Here is a 25213-nt window from a genome sequence, read left to right as displayed (position 1 = left end):
TGTCGAAGGAAGGCAAACCTAACCAGAAGGAGAGGTCAGGAGAACAGCGGTTTCGACGCCGGGTGCGGGAGCAGCTGACGACCCGCTTCGAGGTGCTGCCGGCAGTACTCCGCCAGTACGTCGTACGCCTTCAGCCCCATCAGCGTCTGCAGCTCGACCTTGCTCGACTCGAAGACCGCCTCGACCGCGATGTGCGCCTCGGTGTTGCCGGTGCAGTACCAGTCCAGGTCGTGCCCACCCGGCCCCCAGCCGCGCCGGTCGTACTCCCCGATCCCGACCTCCGTGTACGACGTACCGTCCGGCCGCTCGACCTCGCGGAAGGTCCGCCGGATCGGCAGCTGCCAGCAGACGTCGGGCTTGGTCTCGACGAAGTGGACGCCCTTCTTCAGCGCCAGACCGTGCAGCGCGCAGCCGCCACCACCGGGGAAGTCCGGCCGGTTCAGGAAGATGCAGGCACCTTCCCAGACGCGGGTCTTGCGGTCGCCGTCGTCGTCGGTCTCGACCCAGCCGTTCTTCTTGCCCTCCTTGCGGTACTGCCAGTCCTCGTTGCTCAACTGCTTGACGTAACCCTTGACCCGGGCCTCGTCCTCCTCGTCGGAGAAGTGCGCGCCGAGCGTGCAGCAGCCGTCGTTCGGACGGCCCTTGTAGATGCCGTTGCAGCCGCCACCGAAGATGCACGTCCAGTTGGAGGTCAGCCACGTCAGGTCACACCGGTAGACCTGGTCGGCATCGTCGGGGTCGACGAACTCGACATAGGCGCGGGGGAAGTCAAGAGATACCTCAGGCACGTGCAAAGAGTACGTCTTTCCCGCCGCCCGCTCAGCCAGAGACCAGGAGTCCAGTAGCGTGAGGGTATGCGGCTCGGCGTACTCGACGTGGGATCCAACACCGTCCACCTCCTCGTGGTGGACGCACATCGCGGTGCCGCGCCGTTGCCGGCGTACTCGCACAAGACCGAGCTGAGGCTGGCCGAACATCTGGACAAGGACGGCAAGATCGCCCAGTCCGGCGCCGACGAGCTGGTCTCCTTCGTGAAGGAGGCCTCCGAGCTGGCCGAGGACAAGGGCTGCGAGTCCGTCCTCGCCTTCGCCACCTCCGCCCTGCGCGAGGCACCGAACGGTGAGAAGGTGCTGGACCGGGTCCGCGAGCAGACCGAGGTCAACCTGCAGGTGCTGACCGGGGAGGACGAGGCGCGGCTGACGTTCCTGGCAGTCCGGCGCTGGTTCGGCTGGTCGGCCGGACGCCTGGCGGTCTTCGACATAGGGGGTGGGTCGCTGGAGATCGCGGCCGGCTCCGACGAAGAGCCGACGGTGGCGGTGTCCGTGCCGCTGGGGGCCGGCCGGCTGACCCGCGAGTCGCTGACCGCGGATCCGCCGGACAAGGACGAGGTCCGGAAGCTGCGCAAGCGGATCCGGGTCGAGATGGCGGCCGTCGCCGGCGACGTACTGCGGGCCGGCAAGCCGCAGCGGGCCGTGGCGACCAGCAAGACGTTCCGGTCGCTGGCCAGGATCTGCGGGGCGGCTCCGTCCGATGACGGCCCTTATGTACCGCGTTCGCTCAGCCGCGACGACCTGGCCGAGTGGATGCCCAAGCTGGTCGCGATGACGGCCGCCGAGCGCGCCGAGTTGCCGGGTGTCTCCGCGAGCCGCTCGACCCAGCTGGTCGCCGGTGCACTCGTTGCCGACGCCGTGATGGACCTTTTCGACCTGACCTCGCTCGAGGTCTGTCCGTGGGCTTTGCGCGAAGGCGTGATTCTGTCCCGTCTGGACCAGTTGCAGCCCCGATGAACAAGCGCGAAGGCACGACGAAATGACCCGCGAGACCGCCAAGATCGGCCTGTCCAACGCTTCGGTCTACCCGGAGTCGACCGCCAGCTGCTTCGAGCTGGCCGCCCGGCTCGGGTACGACGGCGTCGAGGTGATGGTCGGCATCGATCCGCTGAGCACCCAGATCGACGCGATCCAGCGGCTGGTCGACTACCACCAGTTGCCGGTGCTCGCGATCCACGCGCCCTGCCTGCTGATCACTCAGCGGGTCTGGGGCACCGACCCGTGGGGCAAGCTCGAGCGCAGTGCCGAGGCGGCGTCCGCGCTGGGTGCCGACGTGGTGGTCGTCCACCCGCCGTTCCGGTGGCAGCGCGACTACGCGCGCGGGTTCGTCGAGGGCATCGCGCGGCTGGAGGCGGAGACCGGGATCATCTTCGCGGTCGAGAACATGTACCCGTGGCGCGCGCCGGGCAAGGGGTTGCAGGCGTATGCGCCGAGCTGGGACCCGACCGAGCAGTCGTACGCCCACACCACGCTGGACCTGTCGCACTCCTCGACCGCCGAGCAGGACTGCGTCGAGCTCGCCGCGACGATGGGCAAGACGCTGAAGCACGTGCATCTGACCGACGGCACCGGCTCGGCCAAGGACGAGCACCTGGTACCGGGTCGTGGCACCCAGCGCGCCGGCGATCTGCTGCAGGGGCTGGCGAACCAGGACTTCGCCGGGCACATCATCATCGAGATCAACACCCGCCGCGCGACCAGCCGGTCCGAGCGCGAGGTCGACCTGATCGAGTCGCTCGAGTTCACCCGCAAGCACTTCGCCCGCACCGCCGACGCCGTCACGTACCGGCGCCAAGCCTTCGCCGTGACCAGCGACGGCGAGGTGTCGGAGCTGACCACGTGAGCCCCAGTACGCCGGCCGCCGCGGGCAACGTGCCGACACCAGATCCCGGCTCCCGGCGTACGCCGAAACCCGCCACCGGCAAGGCGCGCACGACCCGCACTCCCCGCAGTACGGCGAAGTCCGCTGCGGGCTCGCGGAGTCCTGGGCGCCGGCCTGGTGGGCCGGACACTCGTGGAGAGATCGTCCGGGCGGCCCGGGAATCCTTTGCCAGCAAGGGATTCGCGGCGACGTCGATGCGCGCGGTCGCCCGCGAGGCCGGGGTGGACGCGGCGCTCGTGCACCACTACTTCGCCGGCAAGGACGAGCTGTTCATCGAAGCGATCGGGCTGCCGATCGATCCACGGCAGGTGGCCGCGCGGGTGCAGGAAGGTCCGCGCGACGAGCTCGGCCGGAGGATCGTCACCACCTTCCTGTCCGTCTGGGAGTCACCGGAGGGGCAGCAGCGGATGAAGGCGCTGCTGCGCAGCATGGCCGGCCACGACGAGGTCGCCCGAATGATGCGGGAGGGCATCACCCGGCTGATCATCAAGCCGGTCTCGAAGACCCTCGACGTACCGGATGCCGAGTTCCGCGTGACGCTGGTCGCGAGCCAGCTGATGGGATTGGCGATGGCGCGGTACGTGGTGGAGGTCGAGCCGATGGCCTCTGCCAGCGTCCCCGACCTGATCGACCGGATAGCCCCGACCCTGCAGCACTACCTGACGGCGTGAAGCTGCCCACCGACAGCGAGATCCGCGACCTGCACGCGCAGTACGCGCCGACCCGCGAGGCCTTCGAACTCGTCCACACCCACTGCCAGATCGTCTGCGACTTGGCCGAGCAGCTGATCGCGCGCAACAACCTTGCGGTGGATGTCGACCTGGTCCGCGCGGGCAGTCTCCTGCACGACATCGGGGTCTATCAGCTCGACGGCTCCGGATACCTCCGGCACGGCGTACTCGGGCATGAGCTGTTGCAGGAGTTGGGTTTCCCGGAGGAGCTCTGCCGGTTCTGCTCGCATCACACCGGGGTGGGGCTGAGCCGCGAGGACGTCGTACGGCAGAACCTTCCGATCCCGCCTGGCGACTATCTGGCCGAGACGGCTGAGGAGGAGTTGGTGATGTACGCCGACAAGTTCCACAGCAAGACCACGCCGCCGAAGTTCGTCACCGCCGCGGAGTACCAGACCTCCGTACTGCGCTTCGGCGCGGACAAGGCCAGTCGCTTCGCCGGGCTGGTCGACCAGTACGGCGAGCCCGAGCTGCCTCTCCTCAGCTGACTCTCCGACCAGTTGCCAGCAGTCGAGCTTGGCGCTAAATTCATCACATGATGAAAAACGAGGTAGCGGTGTCCTGCCGGGATGTCGTGGTGGTGCGCGGGGACCGTGAGGTCCTGCACGGCATCAGCTTCGATCTCCGGGCCGGATCGGTGATCGGGCTGCTCGGCCCGTCCGGCTGCGGCAAGACCACGCTGATCCGGGCCATCGCCGGGTTGCAGGCCAAGGTCACCGGCGATGTCCAGGTGCTCGGCCTGCCGGCCGGCGCCGCCAAGCTGCGCGGGCGGATCGGCTATGTCACCCAGGAGCCGAGTGTGTACGGCGACCTGTCCGTCACGGAGAACCTGCGCTTCTTCGCCGCGGTCCTTGATGCTCCGGCCGGCGATGTCGATCGGGTCATCGATGCCGTGGATCTCCGCAGTCACGCGGACGAACGCGTCGACCGGCTCTCCGGCGGTCAGCGGTCCCGGGCCTCGCTCGCAGCCGCGCTCCTCGGCAGCCCTGAGCTGCTCGTGCTCGACGAGCCGACGGTCGGTCTTGATCCCGTCCTGCGACGCGACCTCTGGGACCTGTTCCACCGGCTGGCCGCCGACGGCGCGACCCTGCTGGTCTCGAGTCACGTGATGGACGAGGCGAGCCGCTGCGACCGGCTACTGCTGATGCGCGACGGCGACCTGCTCGCCGACGAAACCCCGCAGGCGCTGCTCGACTCGGTCGGCACCGCCGACATCGAGCACGCCTTCCTCACCCTGATCGACCGGAAGGCCGGTGCCCGATGACGCTCCGAGTGACGTTCGCGATGACGGCGCGGGTGATCGCCCAGTTGCGCCGCGACCACCGGACGGTGGCGATGCTGATCGTGATGCCGGCCTTGCTGGTCAGCCTGATGTGGTGGATGTTCGAGGACGCACCGGCCACCTTCGACCGGGTCGGCGGGCCGCTGCTCGCCGTCTTCCCGGCGATCATCATGTTCATCGTCACCTCGGTCGCGACGCTGCGGGAGCGGTCCACCGGGACGCTGGCCCGGCTGTTCACGATGCCGATGGGCAAGCTCGACTTCCTGCTCGGCTATGCGCTCGCCTTCGCGTTGATCGCCGTCGTCCAGGCTGTCGTGGTGGTGTCGATCGCCCTCTACGCGCTCGACCTCGACATTCGCGGTGACGCCTGGCAACTCGGCGTGGTCGCGGTCCTCGACGGCATCCTCGGTACTGCGCTCGGTCTGTTCGCCAGCGCGTTCGCCGCGACGGAGTTCCAGGCGGTCCAGCTGATGCCGGCCGTGATGATTCCGCAGTTGCTGCTCTGCGGCCTGCTGCTGCCACGCGACCAGCTTCCCGGCGTACTGCAGGCTGTCAGCGACGTACTACCTCTCTCGTACGCCGTGGACGCCGTCGCTGGTGTTGCTAGAGGCAACGGGTTCGGTGAGGGCGCCGGGACGGATGCGCTCATCGTGACCGCGTTCATCCTTGCCGCCCTCACCCTCGGTGCGGCAACCCTCCGGCGCCGTACGGCGTAACTGTCAGCGGCGTGGTGGTTGCTGCAGGCGGACCGGGCCCGGGCCTTGGTCCTGCAGGGTGTCGTCGGGGTTGAGCAGGGCGCAGGCTTTCATCGACAGGCAGCCGCAGCCGATACAGCCGGTGAGCTCGTGTTCCAGGTCTTCGAGGACCCGGCGGCGTTCCTGGAGCTGGCGCTTCCAGGTGCGCGACATCCGCTGCCAGTCCTCGTGGGTGGGCGAGTGGTCCTGCGGGAGGCAGGCGAACATGGCTGCCAACTCCGCCAGCGGTACGCCGAGCCGCTTGGCGACGATGATCAGCGAGATGCGGCGCAACATGTGGCGGGCGTAGAGACGCTGGTTGCAGCCGTCGCGGGACGAGAAGATCAGCCCCTTGCGCTCGTAGAAGTGCAACGCGGACGCGGAGACGCCGGTACGCCGGATCACCTCGCCGATCGCGAGGGGAACGTTGGGATCCACCGAGCTGTCCATCGTGACCAGGACGCTACGAGTTCAACCACGGTTGAGGTCAACCGGGGATTTGAGCGGGGTCCTTGCTGCCGGTGTTGACGGCCGGGCTGGTCGTGTCGGCCGTCGTACGGTTGAGGTCAATCGACGAGGTGGCGGTTGCTCGAGAGGACCGACTTGCGCTCAACCATGGTTGAGCCGCTGAGCTGATCCGACACGGGGCACTAGCTCCCCGGACCCGCGAAAGTGAGCCCGTCATGACCTCGTCACCTCCGTACGCCGAGCCGGCGACCAGAGCCGCCACTCCCACCCTGCCCGTCGTACTGGCGGCCGTGGTGCTCGTCGCGATGTCGATCTCCGGCACCGCGGTGGCCCTGCCGAGTATCGGGAAGGACTTCGACACCTCCGGATCACCGCTGAACTGGGTGGTCGCGGGCTACAACCTGGCCTTCGCCGCCATGACGCTGGTGGCCGGGGCGACCGCCGACCGGGTCGGCCGGCGCCGGGTGTTCGTCGGCACCGCGGGAATCTTCGCGGCCGGCTTCCTGGCGACCGCGCTCAGTCCGTCGATCGCGATCACCGACATTGCGCGGATCGTCTCGGGTGTGGGCGCGGCGGGGATGATGGCGGCAGGCGGTGCGCTGCTCGCCACGACGTACGACGGGCCGGCCCGCAACCGCGCGTTCGCCCTGATGGGCACCATGGCCGGTGTCGGCATCGCGATCGGCCCGACGTTGTGCGGCCTGCTGATCTCGGCGACCGGCTGGCGCGGCAGCTTCGCCGTCTTCGCGATCATCGGCCTGCTCGTCGCGATTGGCGGGACCCGGTTGCGCGAGTCTCGCTCACCCGGTGGTTCGACCGACTGGCTGGGCAGCATCCTGTTCGTCGCCGCCTTGTCCATCCTGATGTACGGCGTCCTGGAAGCGCCCGCCCGCGGATGGACATCTCCCCGCATCCTGGTGTCCTTGCTGGTCGGCCTGCTCGCCCTGGTGGTGTTCGCGATCGTGCAGCGCCGTACCGAGGCCCCGGTGCTCGCTCCCGCGCTGGTGATGAACCGTCAGTTCATGGCGTGGAGCCTGGCCACGGTGACGACTTCGATCGGGTTTCTCGGAGTACTGGTGTTCCTGCCGACCTACCTCCAGACCGCGACGGGGTTGAGCCCGGCTGTCGCGGGGCTGACCATGTTGTTGCTAACGGCGCCTGTTCTGGTCATGCCGATGATCACGGTATCCCTGGTGAACAAGGGGATCTCGGCTCGCTTGCTGATCCTGCTCGCGCTGGCCTTCGTTGTCGTCGGCAACTTGTCGCTGATGGCGCTGCGTCCTGGCAACACGGTGGCGGTGATCGTCGTACCGCTGCTCCTGATCGGTATCGGTATGGGCGCTTCCTTCGGACTCACTGACGGCCAGGCGATGAGCCTCGTCCCGCCGGACACCGTCGGCGCGGCGGCCGGGTTTCTGAACACCCTGCGCGGAGCCGCCGAGGCGCTCGTCATCGCCGGCTTCAGTGCTTCCCTCCTCGGCTTCCTCACGTCCAAGCTCGAGGGCGACACCAGCCGAGCCGCGGCGGTCAGCTCCGGCCGCATCAGCGATCAGGCACAGGCCGAGCTGGCTGCCTTGACCTCGTCCTGGCAGCTGACGCAGCTGTGCATCAGCATTCTCTGCTTGACCTTGAGCCTTGTCGTCGCTGGGTTGATCCTGAGGCGGAGGTCAGCTGAGGTGGCGGACGCCTTCCCAGCCGGCGTCGGTGGACACGTTGACTGTCACCCGACCGTCCGGCCAGCCGGCGATCGCGGCCTCGACCTGGGCCGCGGCGGGCGTAGTGCCGTCGACGTAGTAATGCAGGATCCGGTGACCCGCGGCGGTCTCGTGAGCGAGCAGCCGCCCGGAGTCACCGAGCCGATTGGTCAGGTGATCCTCGAAGTCCCGCAGGTGGCTGAGCGTCTCGTCCAGCGGCAGGCCGTCTTCGCGAGCCGCCTTGTACGGGACCGAGACAGCGACATGCGTGTCCAGGTGTGGGAGCTGTACCGACCGCAGCGGCACCATCGCCGTCGCGACCAGCCGATGCCCGTCGGCCGTCGTACCCTCCATCAACCGCCAGCTCGGCCCACCGTCCTCGGCAACATGATCAGCGGCAAAGGCCGCCACCGCCGGCAGCAACTGAGTGATCGGTACTGCGTCCGCAGGGCGCTCCACCGCGGTCTCGATCGCGCCGACCCAGGTCTCGACGAGCTCCTCGCCCAGCACCAGGTCGAGCAGCAGGAAGGTCACCCGCTTCTGCAGATGCTCCGGAAGGTCGCCGAACGTCGGATGGTGAACCCCGACGTGCAGGGCGGCTTCCCGGGTGTCAGCCTCGATCGTGACGACCGCCGCGTCGATCTGCACCGGCGGCATCCCCTCGAACCGGATCGTGACGTCCGGCGCCGGGCGACGCATGTCGGCGTACTCCCAGGTCTGGTCCGACGGCGGTGCCGCCCGCAGCCAGCGCCGGGCAAAGGCGCGAGTACTGGGGTCGCCGGCGGCGGTCACCACCAGGACGTGCGAGGCGTGCAGACCAGGGCCGAGCTCCCAGTCGAGGTTGCCGTGGATCCGCGAGACGTAGTGGGACAGCACGTCGGCGGTCGAGTTCGGGTCCTGCTTCGCGATAGCGGTCGCCACCGCGTCCGCGCCTTTCGCGGTCCACCAGGCCCAGAACTCAGCGATCGGGTCACCGGTCGCGGCCTTGCGGCGCTTGAACAAAGGCATATCCGCATCCTCCCTCGGATTGCGGGCCAACCGGAATCGGGTCGGTTGTATACCAGGACCAGTTGACCCACTGGTGTGGTCCTGGCCACACTCGCGGTGCAGAGTGGGCGTGACCATTAGGGGCCGAAAGGTTCAGGCGCGTAGCCTGCTGACACCCCTGAATCATCGCGCGGCACAACGGGGCCGGGTGGGACGGGAAACGAGGAGGAACGCAAAAGTGCTTCGGCGAGTCCTGCTGGGCGTGTCCCGCAGCCCCCAGATCAAGAAGGCCGTCACCGCGCTGCCGGTGTCCAGCGGCATCGTGGCCCGGTTCGTGGCCGGCGAGACCGCTCCGGAGGCCGTCCTGGCCACCGAGAAGCTGGTCAGCAACGGCCTGAACGTCACCCTCGACCACCTGGGCGAGGACGTCACCGACGTCGCCGCCGCCACCGCGACGGCCGACGCCTACCTCGACCTGTTGAAGAAGCTCGCCGCCGCCGGCCTCACCGCCCACGCGGAGGTCTCGGTCAAGCTGTCCGCGGTCGGCCAGGCACTGCCCGGCGACGGCGAGAAGATCGCCCTGGAGAACGCGCGCTCCATCTGCCACGCGGCCCGCAACGCCGGTACGACGGTCACCCTCGACATGGAGGACCACACCACCACCGACTCCACCCTGAGCATCCTGCGCGAACTGCGCCAGGACTTCCCCGAGACGGGAGCCGTCCTGCAGGCCTACCTCCGGCGTACCGAAGCAGACTGCGTCGACCTGGCGTACGCCGGCTCGCGGGTCCGCCTGTGCAAAGGCGCCTACAAGGAGCCCGAGTCGGTCGCCTTCCAGGACAAGCGCACCGTCGACAAGGCGTACGTCCGCGCGATGAAGGTCCTGATGAACGGCGCCGGCTACCCGATGATCGCCTCCCACGACCCCCGCCTGATCGCCATCGCCGGCTCCCTCGCCGACCGCGCCGGCCGCGCTGCTGGCAGCTACGAGTACCAAATGCTCTACGGCATCCGCCCCGAAGAACAGCTCCGCCTGGCGCGCAACGGGCAGACGGTCCGCGTCTACATCCCCTACGGCGAAGACTGGTACGGCTACCTCGTCCGCCGCCTCGCCGAACGCCCCGCCAACCTCCAGTTCTTCGCCCGCTCGCTCATCAGCAAGAAGTAGACCCCACGCGGCCTCCGACGCCCACCTCCTGCGTCGCGTGCTCCTTCGACCGCTCCCACCCACCCGGTGGCTATGCGCTCCTGCGTCGCGCGGTTCGACCACGGTGCGGCGCACCCTGCCGCGTGAGCAGCTGCGGTCGCGTGGTCTCGCTGCGCAGACGCAAGAGGCCGATGACCGGCGGGGGTGGGCGCTGGGTCGCACATCGCCTCTGGAGTGCGACCGGTCCGGAATCGCGGATGCCATCGAGTTCGTAGGTGCCGCCCATTGTCAGTCCCGCTGGTCACGAAATGTGAGTCTCGTACGACAGTGACCGAAGAGCGTCGCGACCGGTATCCGACGCCCCAGCGAGCTGTTCGCGCAACGTCGAGTAGAGCCAGGCCTTGTACTCCTCCGTGGTCCACTGAGCGTCTCGGGTCAGCGCGAGGAAGGTCTCGTGACTGAAGAGGGCGAAGACCAGATCCGTTGCACGGTCGGCCGTGAGACCCTCGCGCAGGTAACCGAGCGAGTCGAGTCGAGCGACCAATCGGCCCATCCCAGCCCGGCGACCGGCCGCCATGGCCTGGGCGTAAGTGTCGACCTCAGGGTCGCTGATCGCGGCGGCGTGCAACGACTTCCACAGCGGCGCTGCCCGGACGTAGATGTCCACCCCGTGCTCGACCGCCACCGCGAGCGCCCGGTCGCCGCTCTCGGAGCCAAGTGCTTCGCTCATCCACGGCCGTTCATCCACCGGAGGAGCGTCCGTCCGGCCCGCCCCCGCGTGCTCGACGACCTCGCGGAGGAGCAGCCCTTTGGTGCGGAACGTGTAGTAGACAGTCTGCACCGCCACGCCCGCGCGGGCCGCGATTCCCTCCATGGTGGTCGCGGCGTATCCATGCTCAACGAACAGTTCGTGCGCGCTCGTCACGATGCGAAGACGCGTGGCCGCCGCACGGTCGCGACGGCTTGTGCCGATCCCCTTGACATTCTCCATTGTCCAACCCACGATAAGGGGATCCACCACTAGTGGCAACACTAGTGACTGCTCTAGGAGTAGCCGTGGTCACCTTCCACAACCAGATCGACATCAAGGCCTCACCCGAAGCTGTCTTCGACGAGCTCAGTGACCTGCGACACGAGCAGCGCTGGAGCGACAAGCTCAAGTCCGTCGAGCTGCTGACGCCCGAGCCGATCGACGTCGGCTCCCGGCTACGCGCCAAGTGGTCTGGCGCACCCGAAAACGAGGTTGTCTACCGCGAATTCGACCGTCCCCGTCGGTGGGTCACCGAGTCTGGCTCGTGGATGCTCGTAGTCGAAGTGCTGCTTGAGGTCGAGGCGACCTCGAGCGGCTCGCGACTTCTTTCCACGTGGACGCTGAAGCCGCGCGGACCGGTGCGCTTGCTGACACCGATCCTCAAGAAGGCCTTCAACAAGGATGTCGCCGAGAACATGCGCTCGGCCAAGGCGCACGTGGAGCAGCTTGCACGGCACTGACGACTGACACCCTGGCGCTGTCGAGCCGGCCACCGACCTCGAACTGAACACCATCGGGAAGCTCGACGGACGCGATGCTCAGCGCAATCGCCGAGTGTCGTCGATCAGCCGCTCGCCGTGGATCTTCCACACCGTTGCTTCGTCGCCCCCAGCGGTCACACCTCGACATTACTCAACTGACATCTGGCTTGAGCGTGCGCGGAGGTGAACGACCCCAGGGCCGTCCAGGTCGGGCCAATACGCGGTGCGGCCCGTCATTGCCATGATGAGGGCGATTGTGGGGCCGGTGATCAAGGCGCCGGTGCCGGTGGTGAAAGGGCCGTCGGTGGCGACCAGACGGAGGCCTCGGATTCGGGTCTTTGCGGGGACGACGAGGTCGGAGGTGGCGTAGTACTGGGCCACGCGTGTGACTGTGTCGATGGGGTAGTCGTGGTGGATGTTGAGCGGGTGGCGGATGTCTTCGCTGTGGACGATTGTTTCGCCTAGCATCGCGATCACCGGGAGCGGTGGTTTTGTGGTGCTCGGGATGACCTGGCGGAAGCGCTCTAGGGTTTCGGTGGGTGAGGTGCCGAGGTGGTCGGCCAGGCGGTACGCGACCTGTTTGTCGAAGTCGAAGCGGCAGCGGATCACGCCGGCCATCCAGCGGACGGGATTCAGGCCGGCGCCTGCGGTGAGGTGAGCCAGGGTCTCGCGGACGGTGAAATCGGTGCAGAGCGACTGGGTCTTCCACTGATCGTCAGTAAGCCCGGTCAGGTCGTCGGCCAAGGCGGAGCGCTCCGCTCGGACCAGGTTCCAGAGGTCGTTCATCGCAGGGGTCCTCCTGTCGGATCGGTTTCCGGTAGGACCGGTGCGCTGCCGCGGAATCATCGCTCGGGAGTGGAAATTCTTTCCGGAGCTGGTGACCGCTGACGTAACGTCGGTGGGCGTGGACCATGGCGATGACTTGCAGCTTGCGTTGGACACCGCTGATCTGGCGGCGAAACTTGCCCTCGGGTACTTCGAGGCCGGGGTTGCGGTCGCGCTGAAGGCTGACGGCTCCCAGGTGACCGACGCGGACCGGGCGGTCGAGCGGTTGATTCGCGAGACGTTGTCCGTGGCGCGGCCGGACGATGCGCTGCTCGGGGAGGAACTCGGCCGGCTCGGCGCGTCCGAACGAGCCTGGATCATCGACCCGATCGACGGTACTGCGTTCTTCAGCCGGCGCGACCCGAACTGGCGGGTGCACATCGCGCTGGAAGTTGCCGGGAGCATCGAAATCGCGGTCGTCGCCGCTCCCGCGCTGGGACGTTGCTGGTGGGCGACCCGAGGAGGCGGCGCCTTCGAGTCGTCCTGGCCGCGGGTGGATGACGATGCAAAGAGGCTTGAAGTCAGCAGCACTTCGGTGATGGCTGATGCTCGGCTCAACGCACTCGACGACGCATCCAGAGCCCGCTTCCCAGCGAGCGCGGCTCGCGGACCGGCCAGCCCGCTCCCACTCGTCGAACTCGTCCGCGGCGAGATCGACGGGTTCCTGGTCGAGCGCTACTTCCTCTGGGACCACGCACCCTGGATCCTCCTCGTCGAGGAAGCCGGCGGCCGTTTCACCGACCGAACCGGCGGACGCGCAGGCGACAAAGGCGGCGGTCTCTACTCCAACGCCGCCTTGCACGAGGAACTGCTGACCGCACTCCACTACCCAGCACACCCCTGACAGCCGGGCATCGAACACGCCCGGCCTTCGAGGGCCATCCGAGCCGAGACCCATCCGAGCTGAGACCCATCCGAGCCGACGCCGTCCGAGTTCTAGCCGAGGTCGGTGAGGAGGCCGTCGAGTGCCTGGGTCAGTGCCGCGGAGTTGTCAGAGGTGAACCAGGTCGTGCGAATGCGCTCGTTGCTTCCCCCCGGCGTTTCGTGGTCGGACGCGAGCTGTTGCAAGGTGCGGGTGTCGTCGCCCAGTGCGCGACCAACCTCCCGAAAAACGCTGCGCACGTAGCGATCCGCGTCGTCGGAGGCGATCCCATGGCCGGCCGCCCACGCCGTGACAGTGGCGAGGCACTGGAAGTGGATGGTCAGCGTCCCGGTCACCGCGGAGAAGACATTGAAGGCCTTCTCGTCCGCGGCCGGGAGGGCTCCGCCCAGCAGCTCGAAGAGGGAATCCACCTCCGGATGGGACGGGCACGTCACCGTGACGGAGCGCCGTTCGCGGATGGCGGGCAGCGGGATCGCCCGGACGATGAGGGCATCGGTGGTCAGCGAGCTGCGCAGGTCTTCGATGCTGACGCCGGCCATCACGTTGACCACGATCTTGTCGTCGGGCACGGTCAGGCCGCCGAGCGCCTCGTGCCGGTCCTGACGGCGTACGGCGATGATCACGATCTCGGCCTGGTCGACCACCGCTTGGTTGTCAGGACACACGCGCACCTGCTTGTACTGCGTGGAAAGCTCCGCCGCCGTACGGGCTCCGCGGGGCGAGAGGAACACCTCAGTTTCCCCATCGCCCTGGTAGTACAGGCCGCCCACGATGGCCCGCCCGATCTCACCCACCCCGATGATGCCGATGCGCTTCACAGCCTCGCTTCTCCTTCTGTCGCCATGGCTGAGTGGGCGCGGCCAGAGGGGTCGTCGATTGCCGGACCTGTTCCGGGCGCGGCCAGGCGGGTTGCCAGTTGGTGGAGCTGTTCCGGTCGTGGGTTGGCGCCGGTCAGTACGGTCGCCAGGCGGTCGACCGGTACTGCGCCTTCGGCGATCGCCGCCAGCCCTGCCGCACCGGCCGGTTCGAGGAAGATTCCGAGTGTGCGGGCGGCGAGCGCCATTGCCCTGGCGATGGCGTCGTCCGGCACCAGGACGATTTCGTCCACCAGCGTGCGGGCCCGGCGTACGGAAGCCTCGAGCGGAGTGCGTACTGCGATGCCGTCGGCGAAGGTGCGGACCTGTTCAATGGAAACGGCGCGGCCGGCGCGCAGGCTTTCCCGCATCGAGGGGGCACCTGCGGCGTTCACGCCCACGATCCGGGTCCGCGGCGCGTGCTCCTTCAGCCAGCACCCGACCCCGTTGATCAGCGCCCCGTCCCCGACCGGCAGCACCACGGCGTCGTAGTTCGGCCCGCCGCGGGTCAGTTCGGCGGCGATGGTGCCGGCGCCTTCGGCGATTGCAGGCTGCAGACCGTCTTGCAGGTAGACGCGATCGGGGTGCCGCGCGACGTGCGCGGCCGCCGCCTCCCGGGCCGCCGAGCCGTCAGCTCCCGCGACGATGACCCGGGCGCCGAACGTCTCGATCCGCTCCCGCTTGGCGGGATTGATCGTCTGCGGCACGAACACCTCGACCCGCATCCCGCGAGTCCGTCCCGCGTAGGCGACCGCCTGGCCGAAGTTGCCCGAGCTGGCGCAGACCACCGCAGTACCGGCGGCCAGTGTGCTCAACATCAGATCGGCACCCCGGCCCTTGAAACTGCGGACCGGATTGGCCGTCTCGACCTTCACCGTCACCGCCCGGCCACCCAAGGCCCGGCACAGCTGTTCGTCGAGGTACTGCGGGGTGTTGAGGAACACCGGATCGATGACCTGCAAGGCCCGCTCGATCCGCGCCGGATCCAGATCCACGTGCGTCGCCTTTCTCAGCGGCTGCCTGAACGCGGCCAACGCTAAGCGAACACGTGATCGAAGCGATTGAGAATTATTGCCCCACGACGCAATAATTTTGCGTGCCCGGATCGCCATCGCCATCGCCATCGCCGTCGCCTCGCCTGGACGAAATCGACGCCCTGTTGCTGGACCTGCTCCAGTACGACGCCGGCCGGACCCTGCACGACCTCGGTGAACAGGTCGGGCTTTCGCCGAGCGCCGTCCAGCGCCGGATCGCCCGCTATCGCAAGGACGGCCTCATCACGCGACAGGTCGCGGTACTCGATCCGCACCGCTTCGGTCCCACCGTGCTGGCCACGGTCCTGGTGACGCTGGATCAGGAATCGTTCGAGCACCACAAGGCCTTCGCCGATCGGATGCGCTCGCATCCGCAGGTCCAGCAGTGCTACCAGGTCGCGGGACCATGGGACTACGTCGTCGTCCTGGCTGCCCGGAACATGCGCGACTGCAGTGAGCTCGGAAACCTTCTTTTCAAGGCGGACAGCAACATCAGACGGTACGAAACACTGCTCGTCTTCGACACCATCAAGACCGGCCTGGCCCTTCCGTTCCCCGCGCCGCTGTCCGGCGATCAGGACGGCGGTTCGTAGTACGCGGGCTCAGGAGGAACGGGTTCGCAGTACGTGGCGAGTGTCTCGGCAGGCAGGCGGGCGACCGCGTTGGCGGTGCAACAGGACCAGCGAAACCGACCGGTCTGCGCGCCTGCGGAAACTCTCCCGAGAAACACGACAGAAGATGTCGTGATTCGTTGGCAGGCTGGTGATCACGACGTCGAAGCCGGCTACCGGAGCCGCTGGGCGTCCTCGATGACACCAATGGAGCTGATGTGGCAGTCGAACGAACGACGGTCAACCCGTGGGCATGGTCCGGCGAACTGGGCTACCACCAGGGCGAGGTCGTCTCCGGGCAGACCCGGACCCTCTATTGCGCCGGCCAGACCGCGATGAACGCTGACGGCAAACCCGAGCACGCCGGTGACATGGCCGCACAGGTCGCACTGAGCCTCGACAACCTGGAGGCCGTCCTCGGCGAGGCGGGCATGTCCCTTGCGAACCTCGTCCGGCTCAACGTCTACACCACCGACGTCGACCTGCTCTTCCAGCACTACGGCGTACTGGCGTCGCGGCTGGGCGCAGCCGGAGTCGCCCCGCCCACCACGATGCTCGGGGTGAGCCGGCTGGCGATCCCGGTCCTGATGGTCGAACTCGAGGCCACCGCCATCGCATGACGCAACGAAGCCGCCGCCCGGGTGGGTACCAGGTTCCCGTGCTCAGAATGGTCACGATCGGCGTCTACGGCTTCACCGCCGAAACCTTCCTGGAGAAACTCACCGGCGGCGGCGTTGGTTTGCTCCTCGACCTCCGCCAGCGCCGCGGCGTACGGGGCGCTGAGTATTCCTGGGCGAATTCGGCCCGCCTCCAGCAGTCGCTCGCCGACGCGGGCATCGGCTACCGGCACCTGAAGGACCTGGCACCGACAACCGAACTACGCCACCTCCAGTACCGCGAAGACGACCGCAACGGCGTAGGCAAACGCAACCGCACCAAACTGGCCCCCGAATACGCCAACCGCTACACCCAAGAAGTCCTCAACCCCTACGACCTCGACACCCTCGTGTCAGACCTCCCGGCCAACACCACAGTCGCCCTCTTCTGCGTAGAACGCGACCCAGAAGCCTGCCACCGCTCCCTGGTAGCCAACCGCCTCCACACCGAACACGACATCCCGCTCAAACACCTCCGCCCGCAGTAGCTTGTGGGCCTGGCCGTGGCGCACGCTTCGCGGCGACTGACCCTCGGCATGGTGTGAAGTCTGTGGATGGAGATCGACTGGAACGCCGAGGTCGTCGAGCAGCTGCACTCGCACTGGCAGGACCGCCTCCGCCCCCGCCTCGACGGCCTGACGGATGACGAGCTGTTTTGGCTGCCAGTCTCCTCCGCTCAGCCGGCCGAGAACCGCGAACCCGTGACCACGATCGCGTGGCGCCTCACACACCTCATCGAGGGCCTGGGCCCACCGACAATCCCGCACTTCAAACCCACAACCGCCGCCCCGCCATTCGTCGACTTCGGAAGCTCGGCCCGCGAGGCGCTGCATCAGCTCGACGAGGCTTACGAGGCATGGATCGCAGACGTACGCCACCTCGGCCCCACAGGCCTCGCCCAACCACAAGGCCTCCTGTCGCCATCCCCATTCGCCGACTTTCCCCTTGCAAGGAAGGTCATGTACGTCCACGTAGAGGTAATCCACCACGGCGCCGAAGTCTGTCTACTCCGCGACCTGTACGCAGCGAGATCAAGCAACGGAGCATCGCTCTAGTCGGGTCAGGTTTGCATCCACTGCAGGCGACCGGGGTTCCAGCTTCCGGCCAGCACTGTTTCGTCGAGCAACGGTTCGATGCATAGGGCAACAGTTTCCAGCGCGGCCTCGAGAACGTGCAGACTACTCGGAAGGGCAGTCTCGGCCGCGATCTTCGGGTAGTTCGCATGCCATCCGTCGTTCGGGACGGTGAGGCGGCGGGGGAGATCAAGACCGCGTCGACTGGCCTCGCCGCTCAGCGCTGCGGCGGTTCTGCCAGCGTCGAGATCCTGGGTGGTCACGACGAGGGCGAGATCGACCAGGTCGCGGTACCGCGTCGACGAGCGGTCACTTTCTCGACCGTATCTCCCGTACATCGCGCACAGCTTGTCCGCGACCTGCTCGGCCAGCGGGTAGAGGGCAAACGCGGGCAACGGCTCCGTTCCGGGCAGGTCGACAATCGGTCGTGGTTGAACCAGTTCGACTGGTTCTGCTTTGCGCTGGTTGAGCGACAGATCGATCGGGAACCGTCCGGCGTACTCGGCCGTGCCGAGGTAGGGGATGACCTTTACCTGGGCGATGACGTGGTCCACGTCCTGACCGGTGCCATAGCTCGGATCCGCGATCTCGAAACGGAAGAAGTCGCCGGTCGGTACGTACTCCGCCAGTGCGCGCAGGTCGGCAACGGCCTCGTCGAGCAGGACGTTGGGCTGCGGATTCACCAGGTCGAGGTCGTTGCTGTGCCGCGCTCCGGGAATCCTCACGATCAGGCCGGCGCCACCCTTCAACACCCAGCGGGTGTCCGGTTCGGCGAACACGCGGGCGAGGAATCGCTGCAGGACGAACTGTCGGCGGAGGTCTTGGAGGGCCAGTCGAGGATTGGCCCGGGCCTCTGCTTTGAGTCGCGTCTCGACCCCTGCCCTGAAGGCGGTGGCATTGCGGTAGGGCTCGTCCCTCATTGCGCCGTTCTCCTGAGAGCAGCCAGGGCATCCTGGACCTGGTTGAGTTTTTGCCGCAGTTGTTGAGTGGAGATGGTTTCGATCGTTCGGCGAAGCTCGGGATCAGTACTGAGTTCGCTGATCGTCCGTAGGAGTGCCGGATCTGGAAGGGGGGATCGCCCCATCGCTGTGGCTGGCCCCGTGTCCCGCATGAGCTCAGCGGCCTGAACAGTCGTCTGCGGCAGCGGGGCTTCGTCCAGGAATCGCCGGAGTAGGGCCAGGCCATCGCCTGTCTGTACTCCGTACCGATGCGCGTACGGACGCAGTGCCTCGCTCAGCTTTGCCAGGTCCACCGAGGCCGTGGAGATGGCATCGCGGACGACACCGGCGAGATGCCCGCCATCGGTTCCGTCGGCGGCCAGATCGACGATCGTGGTCATTACCGTCGTCACCGGTAGACCGCCGACCAGCGTCCACGAGTCACGGTCGATACCTTCACTCCGCCGGCGGATCCTTACGTCGGGTCGCCTCGACTGCTTCCGCCCCTCGACAGTGAACTGGTATCGATCCGCTTCCAGGTCGCCGAGTTCATGGAGACGCGCAGCCGAGCGGTGGGAAACCACGGCGTCGATGGGATCGGTGGAGATCCGTTCGGCGGCGGTGCGCTGGGGTTCAAGGGTGAGCCACGCGACTCGGAGGTCCTCGCGGGGATCGTATGCGGTGCCCGCCAGCTTGTAGACCCCATGAGCTAGCCGCTCCAGTGAGCCGTCCTTCGCCCAGCGCGCCATCATCTTCGGCGACACGCCAACCTCGGCTGCCTGCGCGGTGGTGACCAGCCCCCACTGCTCGCTGGCCAGAGCTGCAACATCGAGAAGTAGCACTGCAAATTCCCCTCTGCGTACTTCAATACTACCCATAGGCGGCGAACTTTGCAGTATCAGGCCTGAATATAGTCAACGGCCTGTGAATCTTGGAGGGTTGTCAGCTCCCTGACAGTTGGTCGCAGCGCGACTCGTCCCGGCCGGCGCGGTCGGCGCGTGGTCGGTTGGGTAGAGACTCCGCGAACGAGACCCCGAGCTCGCGCGAGACGAGTCGGCGGCCGCGCGAGGATTCACGCCACCGAGTGCAGGCTGCCAGCTGGCGCGCCACTACCGTGGTCGATTCGCGCGACGTAGGAGCGCCAACTGGGGGTGGGTGGGAGCTGGCGAACGAGGAGGCGACGGAGGAGCCGGAGCGGAGGCTGCGTGGGGCGTAGTACCCGGCTAGAAGTGAGCAGTTTTCGGGGATTGCTCGGGTAGGACCTGGGGCGGACCTAAAGTAGACCACTTCTGGATCTGGGGAGGGTTGGGTGGAGGCTGGGGCTCCGTCGCCGGGTGGGGTGCGTACGCTCGGTGAGCTGGGGGCGCGGTTGCGGGAGCTACAGGTCTGGTCGGGGCTGTCGTATCGGGAGGTCCATCGGCGGGTGGTTCGGTCTCGGCAGGAGCGGGGGATCGCCGAGTTGCCGGCGTTCAATACGACGTACCGGTGTCTGTCGCCCGGGCGGACTCGGTTGGATGTGGAGCTGGTGGTCGACATCGCCCGGGCGGTGCTCGGGAACGAGTCGCGGGCGGCTGAGTGGCGGCAGGCTCATCAGGTGGTGTCGGGGTTGGCGGCCGATGCTTCGGTGGTGCATGTTGCCGACCGGGTGGAGTCCGACGAGTTCTCCTTCATCGGCCGATCGTCGACGGTCGCGGCTGCGCTGGCCGCGTTGGAGACGCACCATCTCGTGCTGATCGACGGGATGCCAGGAGTGGGCAAGACCAGCCTGGCAGGTCGGGTCGCGAGCCAGGTGCCTGATGTCGAGCTGCAGTTCTCAGTCAATCTGCGCGGCTACGACCCCGCCCGTCCGCCCGCCGATCCCGGGGCCGTGCTCGATGGATTCCTGCGACGGCTCGGTGTTCCGGGCAGCCGGATCCACGGGCTCGATCTGTCGGCCCGCTCAGGATTGTTCAACGAACTCGTCGCTGCGCGCAGGATCGTAGTACTGCTCGACAATGCGGCCTCCGACGATCAAGTGCAGCCGCTCCTCGCGGACAGCGCCCTCACCCTCGTCACCAGCCGACGGCGGTTTACTGCATCTCCAAACGCCTACCGGATCAACCTCGAAGTGTTCGAACCATCCGAGTCGGCAGTGCTGATCAGAAGGGCGGCAGGCGCCGCGGTCGACCACGAGCCCGAAGCGGCGGTACAGATCGCCGAGCTGGTCGGACACCTCCCGCTGGCGCTCGCGGCACTGGCCGGTCGGATCAAAGCGCAACCCGAGTGGACGCTCGGCGACCATCTCGAGCGGCTGCAGGAGCACACGGCTCGGCTGAGGCTCGACGACGGCGTCGCGGCCTCGCTTTCCCTGTCCTACCAGGCATTGCCGATCGAGTCCCGCCGCTTGCTGAGGCTGCTCGCCTTGCATCCCGGCCGGGATTTCGACGTGTACGCCGCTGCCGCGCTGGCCCGCACGGACCGGGAGTCGGCGCAGGAGCAACTGGCCAACCTGGTGCAGATGAATCTCCTGGAGGAGCACGGATCCGGCCGGTACGAACTCCACGATCTGGTACGTCTCCTGGCCTCGGACCAATCGCGAGACGAGGACCCTGCCTCGGTACGCCGTGCCGCCCTCGACGGCCTCTTCGACTACTACCGCAAGACACTCGCGACGGCGGCGACCGCGTACGCGCCGCACGACCAGGCCCGGATCGAGTTGACCCAGCAAATCGGCCAGTCGGAACGCCAGTTCGCCGACCGCGACGACGGGCGCGGCTGGCTCGACCTCGAGCGGCCCAACCTGATCGCCACCGCCCTGTACGCCGCGGACCACGGCCGGCCGGAGTACGCGACCGCGTTGTCGGCGATGCTGATGTACTACCTCGGTACGGCGAGCCTCTTCACCGGAGCCGAAGTGCTGCACCTGACCGCGATCCGCTGCGCCCGGTCCAACTACGAACGCGGCCGCTCCTACAACAACCTCGGCGCACTGTACTGGCGACTCGGCCGGTACGCAGATGGTCGCGCGGCGTACCAGCATGCGTTGGACTACGCCCGGCTGGCGGGCAACCGGGTCGGCGAAGCGAGCGGGTTGTCGAATGTTGCGCTAGGCCACTATCGGCTCGGCGACTACGATGCCGCGATCGCCTGTCAGCGTGAGGCTCTTCTGTTGTTCGATGCCGAGGGCAACCTCAATGGGATGACGGCGGCGCTCGCCGGACAGGGCTGGCCCGAACTGCGAAGAGGGCGACCTGAAGTAGCCTTGAAGCTGTTCGAGGAAGGTCTCGCGATCAGCCGGAAGCTTGGCCAGGAAACGTTCGAGGAGGCGTTTGCCCTCAACAACGTTGCCGCCGCGCACGAGGCGCTCGGCCGGTTGGACGAGGCGTGGCAGGGCTACGAGCAATCGCTGCAGCTGGCGCGCCGGCTGTCCTTCGTCAACGGCGAGAGCGACAGCATGAACTGCCTCGGTCGACTGCACCTGGCTGCCGGCCGCGTCAACGAGGCAATCGAGTACCACCAGCAGGCACTCGATCTGGCCGTCCGTCTCGGCAGCAGGCCGTTCACCATCGAGGTCCGCAACGACTACGGCCATGCCCTGTCCGCGGCCGGCCGGGTCGCGGAGGCCATGGTGCAGCACCGGATCGCGCTGGAGGATGCCGAGCGCATCGAAGACAGGTACGAACAGGACCGCGCATCCGCGGCCCTGTCCGCATCCCACGAACTCACCTAGCGCCTAACCGGGCGAGCCGTGCGCCCGCGGCTGCGCCGACAGCCCTTCGTACCACCCGGCGCTTGGTGCCGGTCACGGGGAGCCGAAGATGCAGCGGTTACCGGTGGAGGTGCTGTACCAGGGGGACCAGGCGCTGAACCGGCCGAGGCTGGTGCCCTTCTTCTCATAGAGGAAGAAGCGCACGCACTCGCTCTCCTTGTGGTCGAACCCGCATTCCTTCCAACCGTCGGCGGCAGCGGGCGCCGCGCACTCGCGGGTCTTGCCGTAGTTGGTTTCGAGGTGCACGATCGCGGTCCAGCCGTTCGGGTCCAGGTCGCGTACCCACTGGTCGTCGCCGTCCCACTGGTAGCAGGTGGCGGCCCAGGTGGTGGCGATACCGACACAGTTGGTCGGCCCGGCGGCCAGGGCGGTGGTGGCCGACGGCGTACCGGCCAGCTTCGGGGCCGGCGCGGGAGCCGGGGCAGCCGCGGCGACGGTGGCGCCGCCGAGAGAGATCATCGCTGTGCCGGCGAGGGCAGCGAAGATGCGGGTGAGGGCGGGACGGGGCATGAAGAATCCTCTCGAAGGGGGCGGTTGCCGGATCAGCGTGCATCCCACGAAGTGGCCGGTCCTGGAATTCGAACGAAGTCGAACAGCGGCAGCGCTAACCTGACGGCATGAGTACGAACGGGCAGGTGGCCATCCTCGGCGCGGGTGTGATGGGCGAGACGTTGTTGTCCGGGCTGCTGCGGGCCGGGCGGCAACCGGGTGAGTTGCTGATCACCGAACGCCGCGAGGAGCGCGCGACCGAGCTGCGCGAGCGGTACGGCGTGGACGTGCTGACCAACGTCGAGGCCGCGGCGAAGGCGGAGACGCTGGTGCTCGTGGTCAAGCCGCAGGACATGCCCGAACTGCTCGCCGAGATCGCCCCGGCGGTCCGCGCGGAACAGACGGTCGTCTCGCTGGCGGCCGGGATCACCACCAGCTTCATCGAGTCGCGGCTGCCCGAGGGCGTCGCCGTCGTCCGGGTGATGCCGAACACGCCGGCCCTCGTCGACGAGGGGATGGCGGCGATCTCCCGCGGAGCGCACTGCGACGAGAGTCACCTGGTGCTCGCCGAAGGGCTGCTGGCCGCGACCGGCCGGGTCATCCGGGTGCCGGAGAAGCAGCAGGACGCGGTCACCGCGATCTCGGGTTCCGGTCCGGCGTACATCTTCTTCGTGGTGGAGTCGATGATCGAGGCGGGCGTGCACATGGGCCTGCCCCGCTCGACCGCGACCGAGCTGGTCGTCCAGACGGTGGTCGGCTCGGCCAAACTGCTCCGCGAAACCGGCGAACACCCGACCGTACTGCGCGAACGCGTCACCTCCCCAGGCGGTACGACGGCCGCCGCGATCCGCGAACTCGAAGACCACAAGGTCCGAGCCGCCTTCCTCTCCGCCATAGAAGCAGCCCGCAACCGCTCCCGAGCCCTTGCCGCCGAGTAACCCCGCACCCTCGAGCCCCTCGAGTCACAGGCTGCTCGCACACCTCGGGGTTGACCCGCTACACGGTGTCGTTATCCTGGGGCGCCGCAGTCTTTCGGCCTTGTTCAAGGGATAAGTCGATGTCGGGTCAGCTGGTTGGGGCTGATGGGTCTAACGTCTCGCCCATGGGAATTCGTTCGGGTGGCACCGACGACGCTGCCGCGCGCTCTGACAGCCCAGCGGAAGACCCTTCGTCGGCCGACGCTGCGCAGGCCGACGGTTCGGGGGGCGGCGAGGTGCTGCCCTGGCGGGTGCCGTTGGATCCGGCGCCGTGGTGGGCCTGGGCACTGTTTGTTGTCCCGTTCTTCGCTGTGCCGGCGCTGAACTCGTGGTTGTGGATGGGCGCTCGGGACTTTCTCGCGGTCGGCCTGTTCACCGCGATCGGGGCCTCGGTCGTCCGGGTCGCCGGTGGGGTCGTGCTGTACCGCGTCGAGATCACCGAGACCGCGCTGAAGGCGCGCACCAGCCTGCTCGTGCGCAGCCTCGCCTGGCAGGACGTCGACGAGATCGAGATCGTCGACGACGACGCGGTCGTGCTGACCAGCGGCAAGGACGAGAACGAGATCAACGGGATCGCGCACGGCCAGGCCGCGCACGCGGCCGCCGTGATGCAGGCCGCGCGCGAAGCCGCCGACACCCGCCCGGTACGCCGGTCCCGCCCGCGCCCCGGCATCGGTGTCGTCTTCGTGCTGTCCTATCTCGTCCTGGCCGTCGGCGCCTTCCTCCTGCGCTGGCAACTCGTCTAACCCCGCCCGCTGCGCGGGCAACTCGTCTGAGCCCGCGCCGCCTCCCGGTGCGCTGGCGCAGCGTCTAACCCCGCAGAGCCCACGGGCCTTCGCCGGTGATCTTCTCCGGGGTGATCCTCGCGATCACGGCGGTTTCGGAGTACCGGTTCTCGAACGGGTAGTCCTTGCCGAGGTACCGCTGTGACTCCTTGTCCATCAGCGCCGTCCACTCCACCCCGATGTCCGGCCCGATCACCTCGGCGCGCCCACGGATGACCAGGTACTGCGAAAGGCCGCGCCGGCTCGGCTGGTCGTCCTCGATGACGAGCGTGACCCGGGGATCGCGCCGCAGGTTGCCCGCTTTGCGCTGGTAGCCCTCCATCCCGATCAGCACCTGGTCGCCGTCGCGCTCGGCCCAGACCAGCGACGCCTGCGGTGAACCGTCGGCGTCCACGGTGACGAGCACGATGTGGTTGTCGGTGTCGAAGAGCCGGTGAGTGCTCTGCGGCAAGGGGATCACGGTGGTTCCTTTCCTCGCGGTTTCGTCCGACGGTAGACAGCGCAACGGGAACCCCTGGGTACCCTAAGTGTCCCGTAAGCGATGTGGCTTGAACGATAGCGGCGCCCAGGCACGCACCTCGCGGCACTTGCCCAGCGCCCACGATGCTCCGCATCGAGGCCACTGCTCAAGCACCACGATGCACGCACCTGGACCCCGCTATCGTTCAAGCCACATCGCTTACGGGACACTGGGCGCCGTGGACGGGATCGGTGGCGGTGACGTTTTCCTGGCGGACTGCCCGGCGCGGCTGGCGGTCGAGGTGATCGCCGACAAGTGGTCCGTGGTGGTGCTCTACGGGCTCAGCGAAGGGCCGCGGCGGCACGGTGAGCTGGTCACGTTGATCGGTGGGATCTCCAAGAAGGTCCTCACCCAGACGTTGCGCCGCCTGCAGCTCAACGGCCTGGTGACCCGCAAGGACTACGGCGGCGTACCGCCCAGAGTCGACTACGAGCTGACCGAGCTCGGCGGCAGCCTGATGGAGCCGATCCGGATGCTGACCTCCTGGGCCGCCGCCAACGGCGAGGCCGTGCTCGCGGCCCAGGAGAGCGCCGTACCGGAGAGTGCCTAAGCT

At 67.7% G+C, this 25213-nt stretch carries 28 protein-coding genes and 1 pseudogene; 18 read left to right on the top strand and 11 right to left on the bottom strand.

The window, feature by feature from the left end:
• Window positions 1-35: 35 nt before the first annotated feature.
• Window positions 36-788, bottom strand: a complete 753-nt coding sequence (locus ACQPYM_RS38205; RefSeq protein WP_433010954.1) for a hypothetical protein — start codon at window positions 786-788, stop codon at window positions 36-38.
• A 66-nt stretch (window positions 789-854) separates the two neighbouring features.
• Between ACQPYM_RS38205 and ACQPYM_RS38200 the strand changes: the two genes are divergently transcribed.
• Genes ACQPYM_RS38200 through ACQPYM_RS38175 form a run of 6 tightly spaced genes read left to right on the top strand, consistent with a single transcriptional unit; the run spans window position 855 to window position 5441 of the window.
• Window positions 855-1787 (top strand): Ppx/GppA family phosphatase, encoded by a 933-nt coding sequence (locus ACQPYM_RS38200; protein ID WP_433010951.1) that lies wholly within the window; start codon window positions 855-857, stop codon window positions 1785-1787.
• 22 nt (window positions 1788-1809) lie between these two features.
• Window positions 1810-2673, top strand: a complete 864-nt coding sequence (locus ACQPYM_RS38195) for a sugar phosphate isomerase/epimerase family protein (protein ID WP_433010949.1) — start codon at window positions 1810-1812, stop codon at window positions 2671-2673.
• On the top strand, window positions 2670-3383 hold the full coding sequence (locus tag ACQPYM_RS38190) for a TetR/AcrR family transcriptional regulator (RefSeq protein ID WP_433010946.1): 714 nt from the start codon (window positions 2670-2672) through the stop codon (window positions 3381-3383). Before ACQPYM_RS38195 ends, ACQPYM_RS38190 begins: the two co-directional genes overlap by 4 nt.
• Window positions 3380-3931: an HDIG domain-containing metalloprotein gene (locus ACQPYM_RS38185; protein WP_433010943.1), complete on the top strand. Its 552-nt coding sequence runs from the start codon at window positions 3380-3382 to the stop codon at window positions 3929-3931. The genes ACQPYM_RS38190 and ACQPYM_RS38185 overlap by 4 nt, the downstream gene beginning before the upstream one ends.
• Before the next feature lie 47 nt (window positions 3932-3978).
• The gene (locus ACQPYM_RS38180) at window positions 3979-4707 is read left to right on the top strand and encodes an ABC transporter ATP-binding protein (protein WP_433010940.1); all 729 of its coding nucleotides are present in this window, start codon (window positions 3979-3981) and stop codon (window positions 4705-4707) included.
• The gene (locus ACQPYM_RS38175; RefSeq protein WP_433010937.1) at window positions 4704-5441 is read left to right on the top strand and encodes an ABC transporter permease; all 738 of its coding nucleotides are present in this window, start codon (window positions 4704-4706) and stop codon (window positions 5439-5441) included. The genes ACQPYM_RS38180 and ACQPYM_RS38175 overlap by 4 nt, the downstream gene beginning before the upstream one ends.
• Before the next feature lie 3 nt (window positions 5442-5444).
• Here ACQPYM_RS38175 and soxR read toward each other — a convergent pair whose 3' ends face one another.
• Entirely contained in the window at window positions 5445-5909 is a 465-nt protein-coding gene (soxR, locus tag ACQPYM_RS38170) for a redox-sensitive transcriptional activator SoxR (RefSeq protein WP_433010934.1), read from the bottom strand.
• 233 nt (window positions 5910-6142) lie between these two features.
• On the opposite strand from soxR, the pseudogene ACQPYM_RS38165 reads away from it, so the two are divergent.
• Window positions 6143-7312: pseudogene (locus tag ACQPYM_RS38165) on the top strand (MFS transporter); the annotation flags it as partial.
• 282 nt (window positions 7313-7594) lie between these two features.
• On the opposite strand, the gene ACQPYM_RS38160 reads toward ACQPYM_RS38165, so the two are convergent.
• On the bottom strand, window positions 7595-7930 hold the full coding sequence (locus tag ACQPYM_RS38160) for a DUF695 domain-containing protein (protein ID WP_433023474.1): 336 nt from the start codon (window positions 7928-7930) through the stop codon (window positions 7595-7597).
• Window positions 7931-8846: 916 nt separating this feature from the next.
• Between ACQPYM_RS38160 and ACQPYM_RS38155 the strand changes: the two genes are divergently transcribed.
• On the top strand, window positions 8847-9776 hold the full coding sequence (locus ACQPYM_RS38155) for a proline dehydrogenase family protein (protein WP_433010931.1): 930 nt from the start codon (window positions 8847-8849) through the stop codon (window positions 9774-9776).
• A 280-nt stretch (window positions 9777-10056) separates the two neighbouring features.
• On the opposite strand, the gene ACQPYM_RS38150 is transcribed toward ACQPYM_RS38155, so the two are convergent.
• Window positions 10057-10746, bottom strand: a complete 690-nt coding sequence (locus ACQPYM_RS38150) for a TetR/AcrR family transcriptional regulator (protein WP_433010928.1) — start codon at window positions 10744-10746, stop codon at window positions 10057-10059.
• A gap of 65 nt (window positions 10747-10811) precedes the next feature.
• Between ACQPYM_RS38150 and ACQPYM_RS38145 the strand changes: the two genes are divergently transcribed.
• Entirely contained in the window at window positions 10812-11246 is a 435-nt protein-coding gene (locus ACQPYM_RS38145; protein ID WP_433010925.1) for an SRPBCC family protein, read from the top strand.
• A 168-nt stretch (window positions 11247-11414) separates the two neighbouring features.
• On the opposite strand, the gene ACQPYM_RS38140 is transcribed toward ACQPYM_RS38145, so the two are convergent.
• The gene (locus ACQPYM_RS38140) at window positions 11415-12053 is read right to left on the bottom strand and encodes a maleylpyruvate isomerase family mycothiol-dependent enzyme (protein ID WP_433010922.1); all 639 of its coding nucleotides are present in this window, start codon (window positions 12051-12053) and stop codon (window positions 11415-11417) included.
• A gap of 118 nt (window positions 12054-12171) precedes the next feature.
• Here ACQPYM_RS38140 and ACQPYM_RS38135 point away from each other — a divergent pair, with 118 nt between their 5' ends.
• Window positions 12172-12936 (top strand): inositol monophosphatase family protein, encoded by a 765-nt coding sequence (locus ACQPYM_RS38135; protein ID WP_433010919.1) that lies wholly within the window; start codon window positions 12172-12174, stop codon window positions 12934-12936.
• A 92-nt stretch (window positions 12937-13028) separates the two neighbouring features.
• Here the strand turns inward: ACQPYM_RS38135 and ACQPYM_RS38130 are convergent, their stop codons facing one another.
• Window positions 13029-13793, bottom strand: a complete 765-nt coding sequence (locus ACQPYM_RS38130; RefSeq protein ID WP_433010916.1) for an NAD(P)-binding domain-containing protein — start codon at window positions 13791-13793, stop codon at window positions 13029-13031.
• The gene (locus ACQPYM_RS38125; RefSeq protein WP_433010913.1) at window positions 13790-14824 is read right to left on the bottom strand and encodes a threonine ammonia-lyase; all 1035 of its coding nucleotides are present in this window, start codon (window positions 14822-14824) and stop codon (window positions 13790-13792) included. The genes ACQPYM_RS38130 and ACQPYM_RS38125 overlap by 4 nt, the downstream gene beginning before the upstream one ends.
• A 164-nt stretch (window positions 14825-14988) precedes the next feature.
• Here ACQPYM_RS38125 and ACQPYM_RS38120 point away from each other — a divergent pair, with 164 nt between their 5' ends.
• The 4 genes from ACQPYM_RS38120 to ACQPYM_RS38105 all read left to right on the top strand — a co-directional run bounded on the left by ACQPYM_RS38120 (window position 14989) and on the right by ACQPYM_RS38105 (window position 17185).
• The gene (locus ACQPYM_RS38120) at window positions 14989-15456 is read left to right on the top strand and encodes an Lrp/AsnC family transcriptional regulator (protein ID WP_433010910.1); all 468 of its coding nucleotides are present in this window, start codon (window positions 14989-14991) and stop codon (window positions 15454-15456) included.
• A gap of 236 nt (window positions 15457-15692) precedes the next feature.
• Window positions 15693-16094 carry a RidA family protein gene (locus ACQPYM_RS38115; RefSeq protein ID WP_433010907.1) on the top strand — a complete coding sequence of 134 codons (402 nt, stop codon included), beginning with the start codon at window positions 15693-15695 and terminating at the stop codon, window positions 16092-16094.
• Window positions 16091-16618: a DUF488 domain-containing protein gene (locus ACQPYM_RS38110; RefSeq protein WP_433010904.1), complete on the top strand. Its 528-nt coding sequence runs from the start codon at window positions 16091-16093 to the stop codon at window positions 16616-16618. Before ACQPYM_RS38115 ends, ACQPYM_RS38110 begins: the two co-directional genes overlap by 4 nt.
• A 66-nt stretch (window positions 16619-16684) precedes the next feature.
• The gene (locus ACQPYM_RS38105) at window positions 16685-17185 is read left to right on the top strand and encodes a DinB family protein (protein WP_433010901.1); all 501 of its coding nucleotides are present in this window, start codon (window positions 16685-16687) and stop codon (window positions 17183-17185) included.
• A 5-nt stretch (window positions 17186-17190) separates the two neighbouring features.
• On the opposite strand, the gene ACQPYM_RS38100 is transcribed toward ACQPYM_RS38105, so the two are convergent.
• Together ACQPYM_RS38100 and ACQPYM_RS38095 are read right to left on the bottom strand one after the other, a co-directional pair.
• Window positions 17191-18123 (bottom strand): nucleotidyl transferase AbiEii/AbiGii toxin family protein, encoded by a 933-nt coding sequence (locus tag ACQPYM_RS38100; protein WP_433010898.1) that lies wholly within the window; start codon window positions 18121-18123, stop codon window positions 17191-17193.
• The gene (locus ACQPYM_RS38095) at window positions 18120-18983 is read right to left on the bottom strand and encodes a type IV toxin-antitoxin system AbiEi family antitoxin domain-containing protein (protein ID WP_433010895.1); all 864 of its coding nucleotides are present in this window, start codon (window positions 18981-18983) and stop codon (window positions 18120-18122) included. Before ACQPYM_RS38095 ends, ACQPYM_RS38100 begins: the two co-directional genes overlap by 4 nt.
• Window positions 18984-19450: 467 nt before the next feature.
• Here ACQPYM_RS38095 and ACQPYM_RS38090 point away from each other — a divergent pair, with 467 nt between their 5' ends.
• Window positions 19451-21850, top strand: a complete 2400-nt coding sequence (locus ACQPYM_RS38090) for a tetratricopeptide repeat protein (RefSeq protein ID WP_433010892.1) — start codon at window positions 19451-19453, stop codon at window positions 21848-21850.
• 72 nt (window positions 21851-21922) lie between these two features.
• On the opposite strand, the gene ACQPYM_RS38085 is transcribed toward ACQPYM_RS38090, so the two are convergent.
• Window positions 21923-22399, bottom strand: coding sequence for a hypothetical protein (locus tag ACQPYM_RS38085; RefSeq protein WP_433010889.1), 477 nt, complete (start codon window positions 22397-22399; stop codon window positions 21923-21925).
• A gap of 107 nt (window positions 22400-22506) precedes the next feature.
• Here ACQPYM_RS38085 and proC point away from each other — a divergent pair, with 107 nt between their 5' ends.
• Window positions 22507-23316 carry a pyrroline-5-carboxylate reductase gene (proC, locus tag ACQPYM_RS38080; RefSeq protein ID WP_433010886.1) on the top strand — a complete coding sequence of 270 codons (810 nt, stop codon included), beginning with the start codon at window positions 22507-22509 and terminating at the stop codon, window positions 23314-23316.
• A gap of 164 nt (window positions 23317-23480) precedes the next feature.
• Complete coding sequence (locus ACQPYM_RS38075) at window positions 23481-24101, top strand: hypothetical protein (protein WP_433010883.1); 621 nt, start codon at window positions 23481-23483, stop codon at window positions 24099-24101.
• Window positions 24102-24165: 64 nt separating this feature from the next.
• On the opposite strand, the gene ACQPYM_RS38070 is transcribed toward ACQPYM_RS38075, so the two are convergent.
• Window positions 24166-24600, bottom strand: a complete 435-nt coding sequence (locus ACQPYM_RS38070; protein ID WP_433010880.1) for a TIGR03618 family F420-dependent PPOX class oxidoreductase — start codon at window positions 24598-24600, stop codon at window positions 24166-24168.
• 238 nt (window positions 24601-24838) lie between these two features.
• Here ACQPYM_RS38070 and ACQPYM_RS38065 point away from each other — a divergent pair, with 238 nt between their 5' ends.
• Window positions 24839-25210: a winged helix-turn-helix transcriptional regulator gene (locus tag ACQPYM_RS38065; RefSeq protein WP_433010877.1), complete on the top strand. Its 372-nt coding sequence runs from the start codon at window positions 24839-24841 to the stop codon at window positions 25208-25210.
• Window positions 25211-25213 lie beyond the last annotated feature (3 nt).

It is taken from the genome of Kribbella sp. CA-294648 (assembly GCF_050943845.1).
Lineage (GTDB): Bacteria > Actinomycetota > Actinomycetes > Propionibacteriales > Kribbellaceae > Kribbella.
This window is presented reverse-complemented; position numbering and strand designations above follow the sequence as displayed.

Coding starts and splice junctions, on each gene's coding strand:
- ACQPYM_RS38200 (WP_433010951.1), top strand. CDS start 855: ATGCGGCTCGGCGTACTCGACGTGGGATCCAACACCGTCCACCTCCTC.
- ACQPYM_RS38195 (WP_433010949.1), top strand. CDS start 1,810: ATGACCCGCGAGACCGCCAAGATCGGCCTGTCCAACGCTTCGGTCTAC.
- ACQPYM_RS38180 (WP_433010940.1), top strand. CDS start 3,979: ATGATGAAAAACGAGGTAGCGGTGTCCTGCCGGGATGTCGTGGTGGTG.
- ACQPYM_RS38175 (WP_433010937.1), top strand. CDS start 4,704: ATGACGCTCCGAGTGACGTTCGCGATGACGGCGCGGGTGATCGCCCAG.
- soxR (WP_433010934.1), bottom strand. CDS start 5,909: ATGGACAGCTCGGTGGATCCCAACGTTCCCCTCGCGATCGGCGAGGTG.
- ACQPYM_RS38160 (WP_433023474.1), bottom strand. CDS start 7,930: ATGGTGCCGCTGCGGTCGGTACAGCTCCCACACCTGGACACGCATGTC.
- ACQPYM_RS38150 (WP_433010928.1), bottom strand. CDS start 10,746: ATGGAGAATGTCAAGGGGATCGGCACAAGCCGTCGCGACCGTGCGGCG.
- ACQPYM_RS38140 (WP_433010922.1), bottom strand. CDS start 12,053: ATGAACGACCTCTGGAACCTGGTCCGAGCGGAGCGCTCCGCCTTGGCC.
- ACQPYM_RS38110 (WP_433010904.1), top strand. CDS start 16,091: ATGACGCAACGAAGCCGCCGCCCGGGTGGGTACCAGGTTCCCGTGCTC.
- ACQPYM_RS38105 (WP_433010901.1), top strand. CDS start 16,685: ATGGAGATCGACTGGAACGCCGAGGTCGTCGAGCAGCTGCACTCGCAC.
- ACQPYM_RS38100 (WP_433010898.1), bottom strand. CDS start 18,123: ATGAGGGACGAGCCCTACCGCAATGCCACCGCCTTCAGGGCAGGGGTC.
- ACQPYM_RS38085 (WP_433010889.1), bottom strand. CDS start 22,399: ATGCCCCGTCCCGCCCTCACCCGCATCTTCGCTGCCCTCGCCGGCACA.
- proC (WP_433010886.1), top strand. CDS start 22,507: ATGAGTACGAACGGGCAGGTGGCCATCCTCGGCGCGGGTGTGATGGGC.
- ACQPYM_RS38075 (WP_433010883.1), top strand. CDS start 23,481: ATGGGAATTCGTTCGGGTGGCACCGACGACGCTGCCGCGCGCTCTGAC.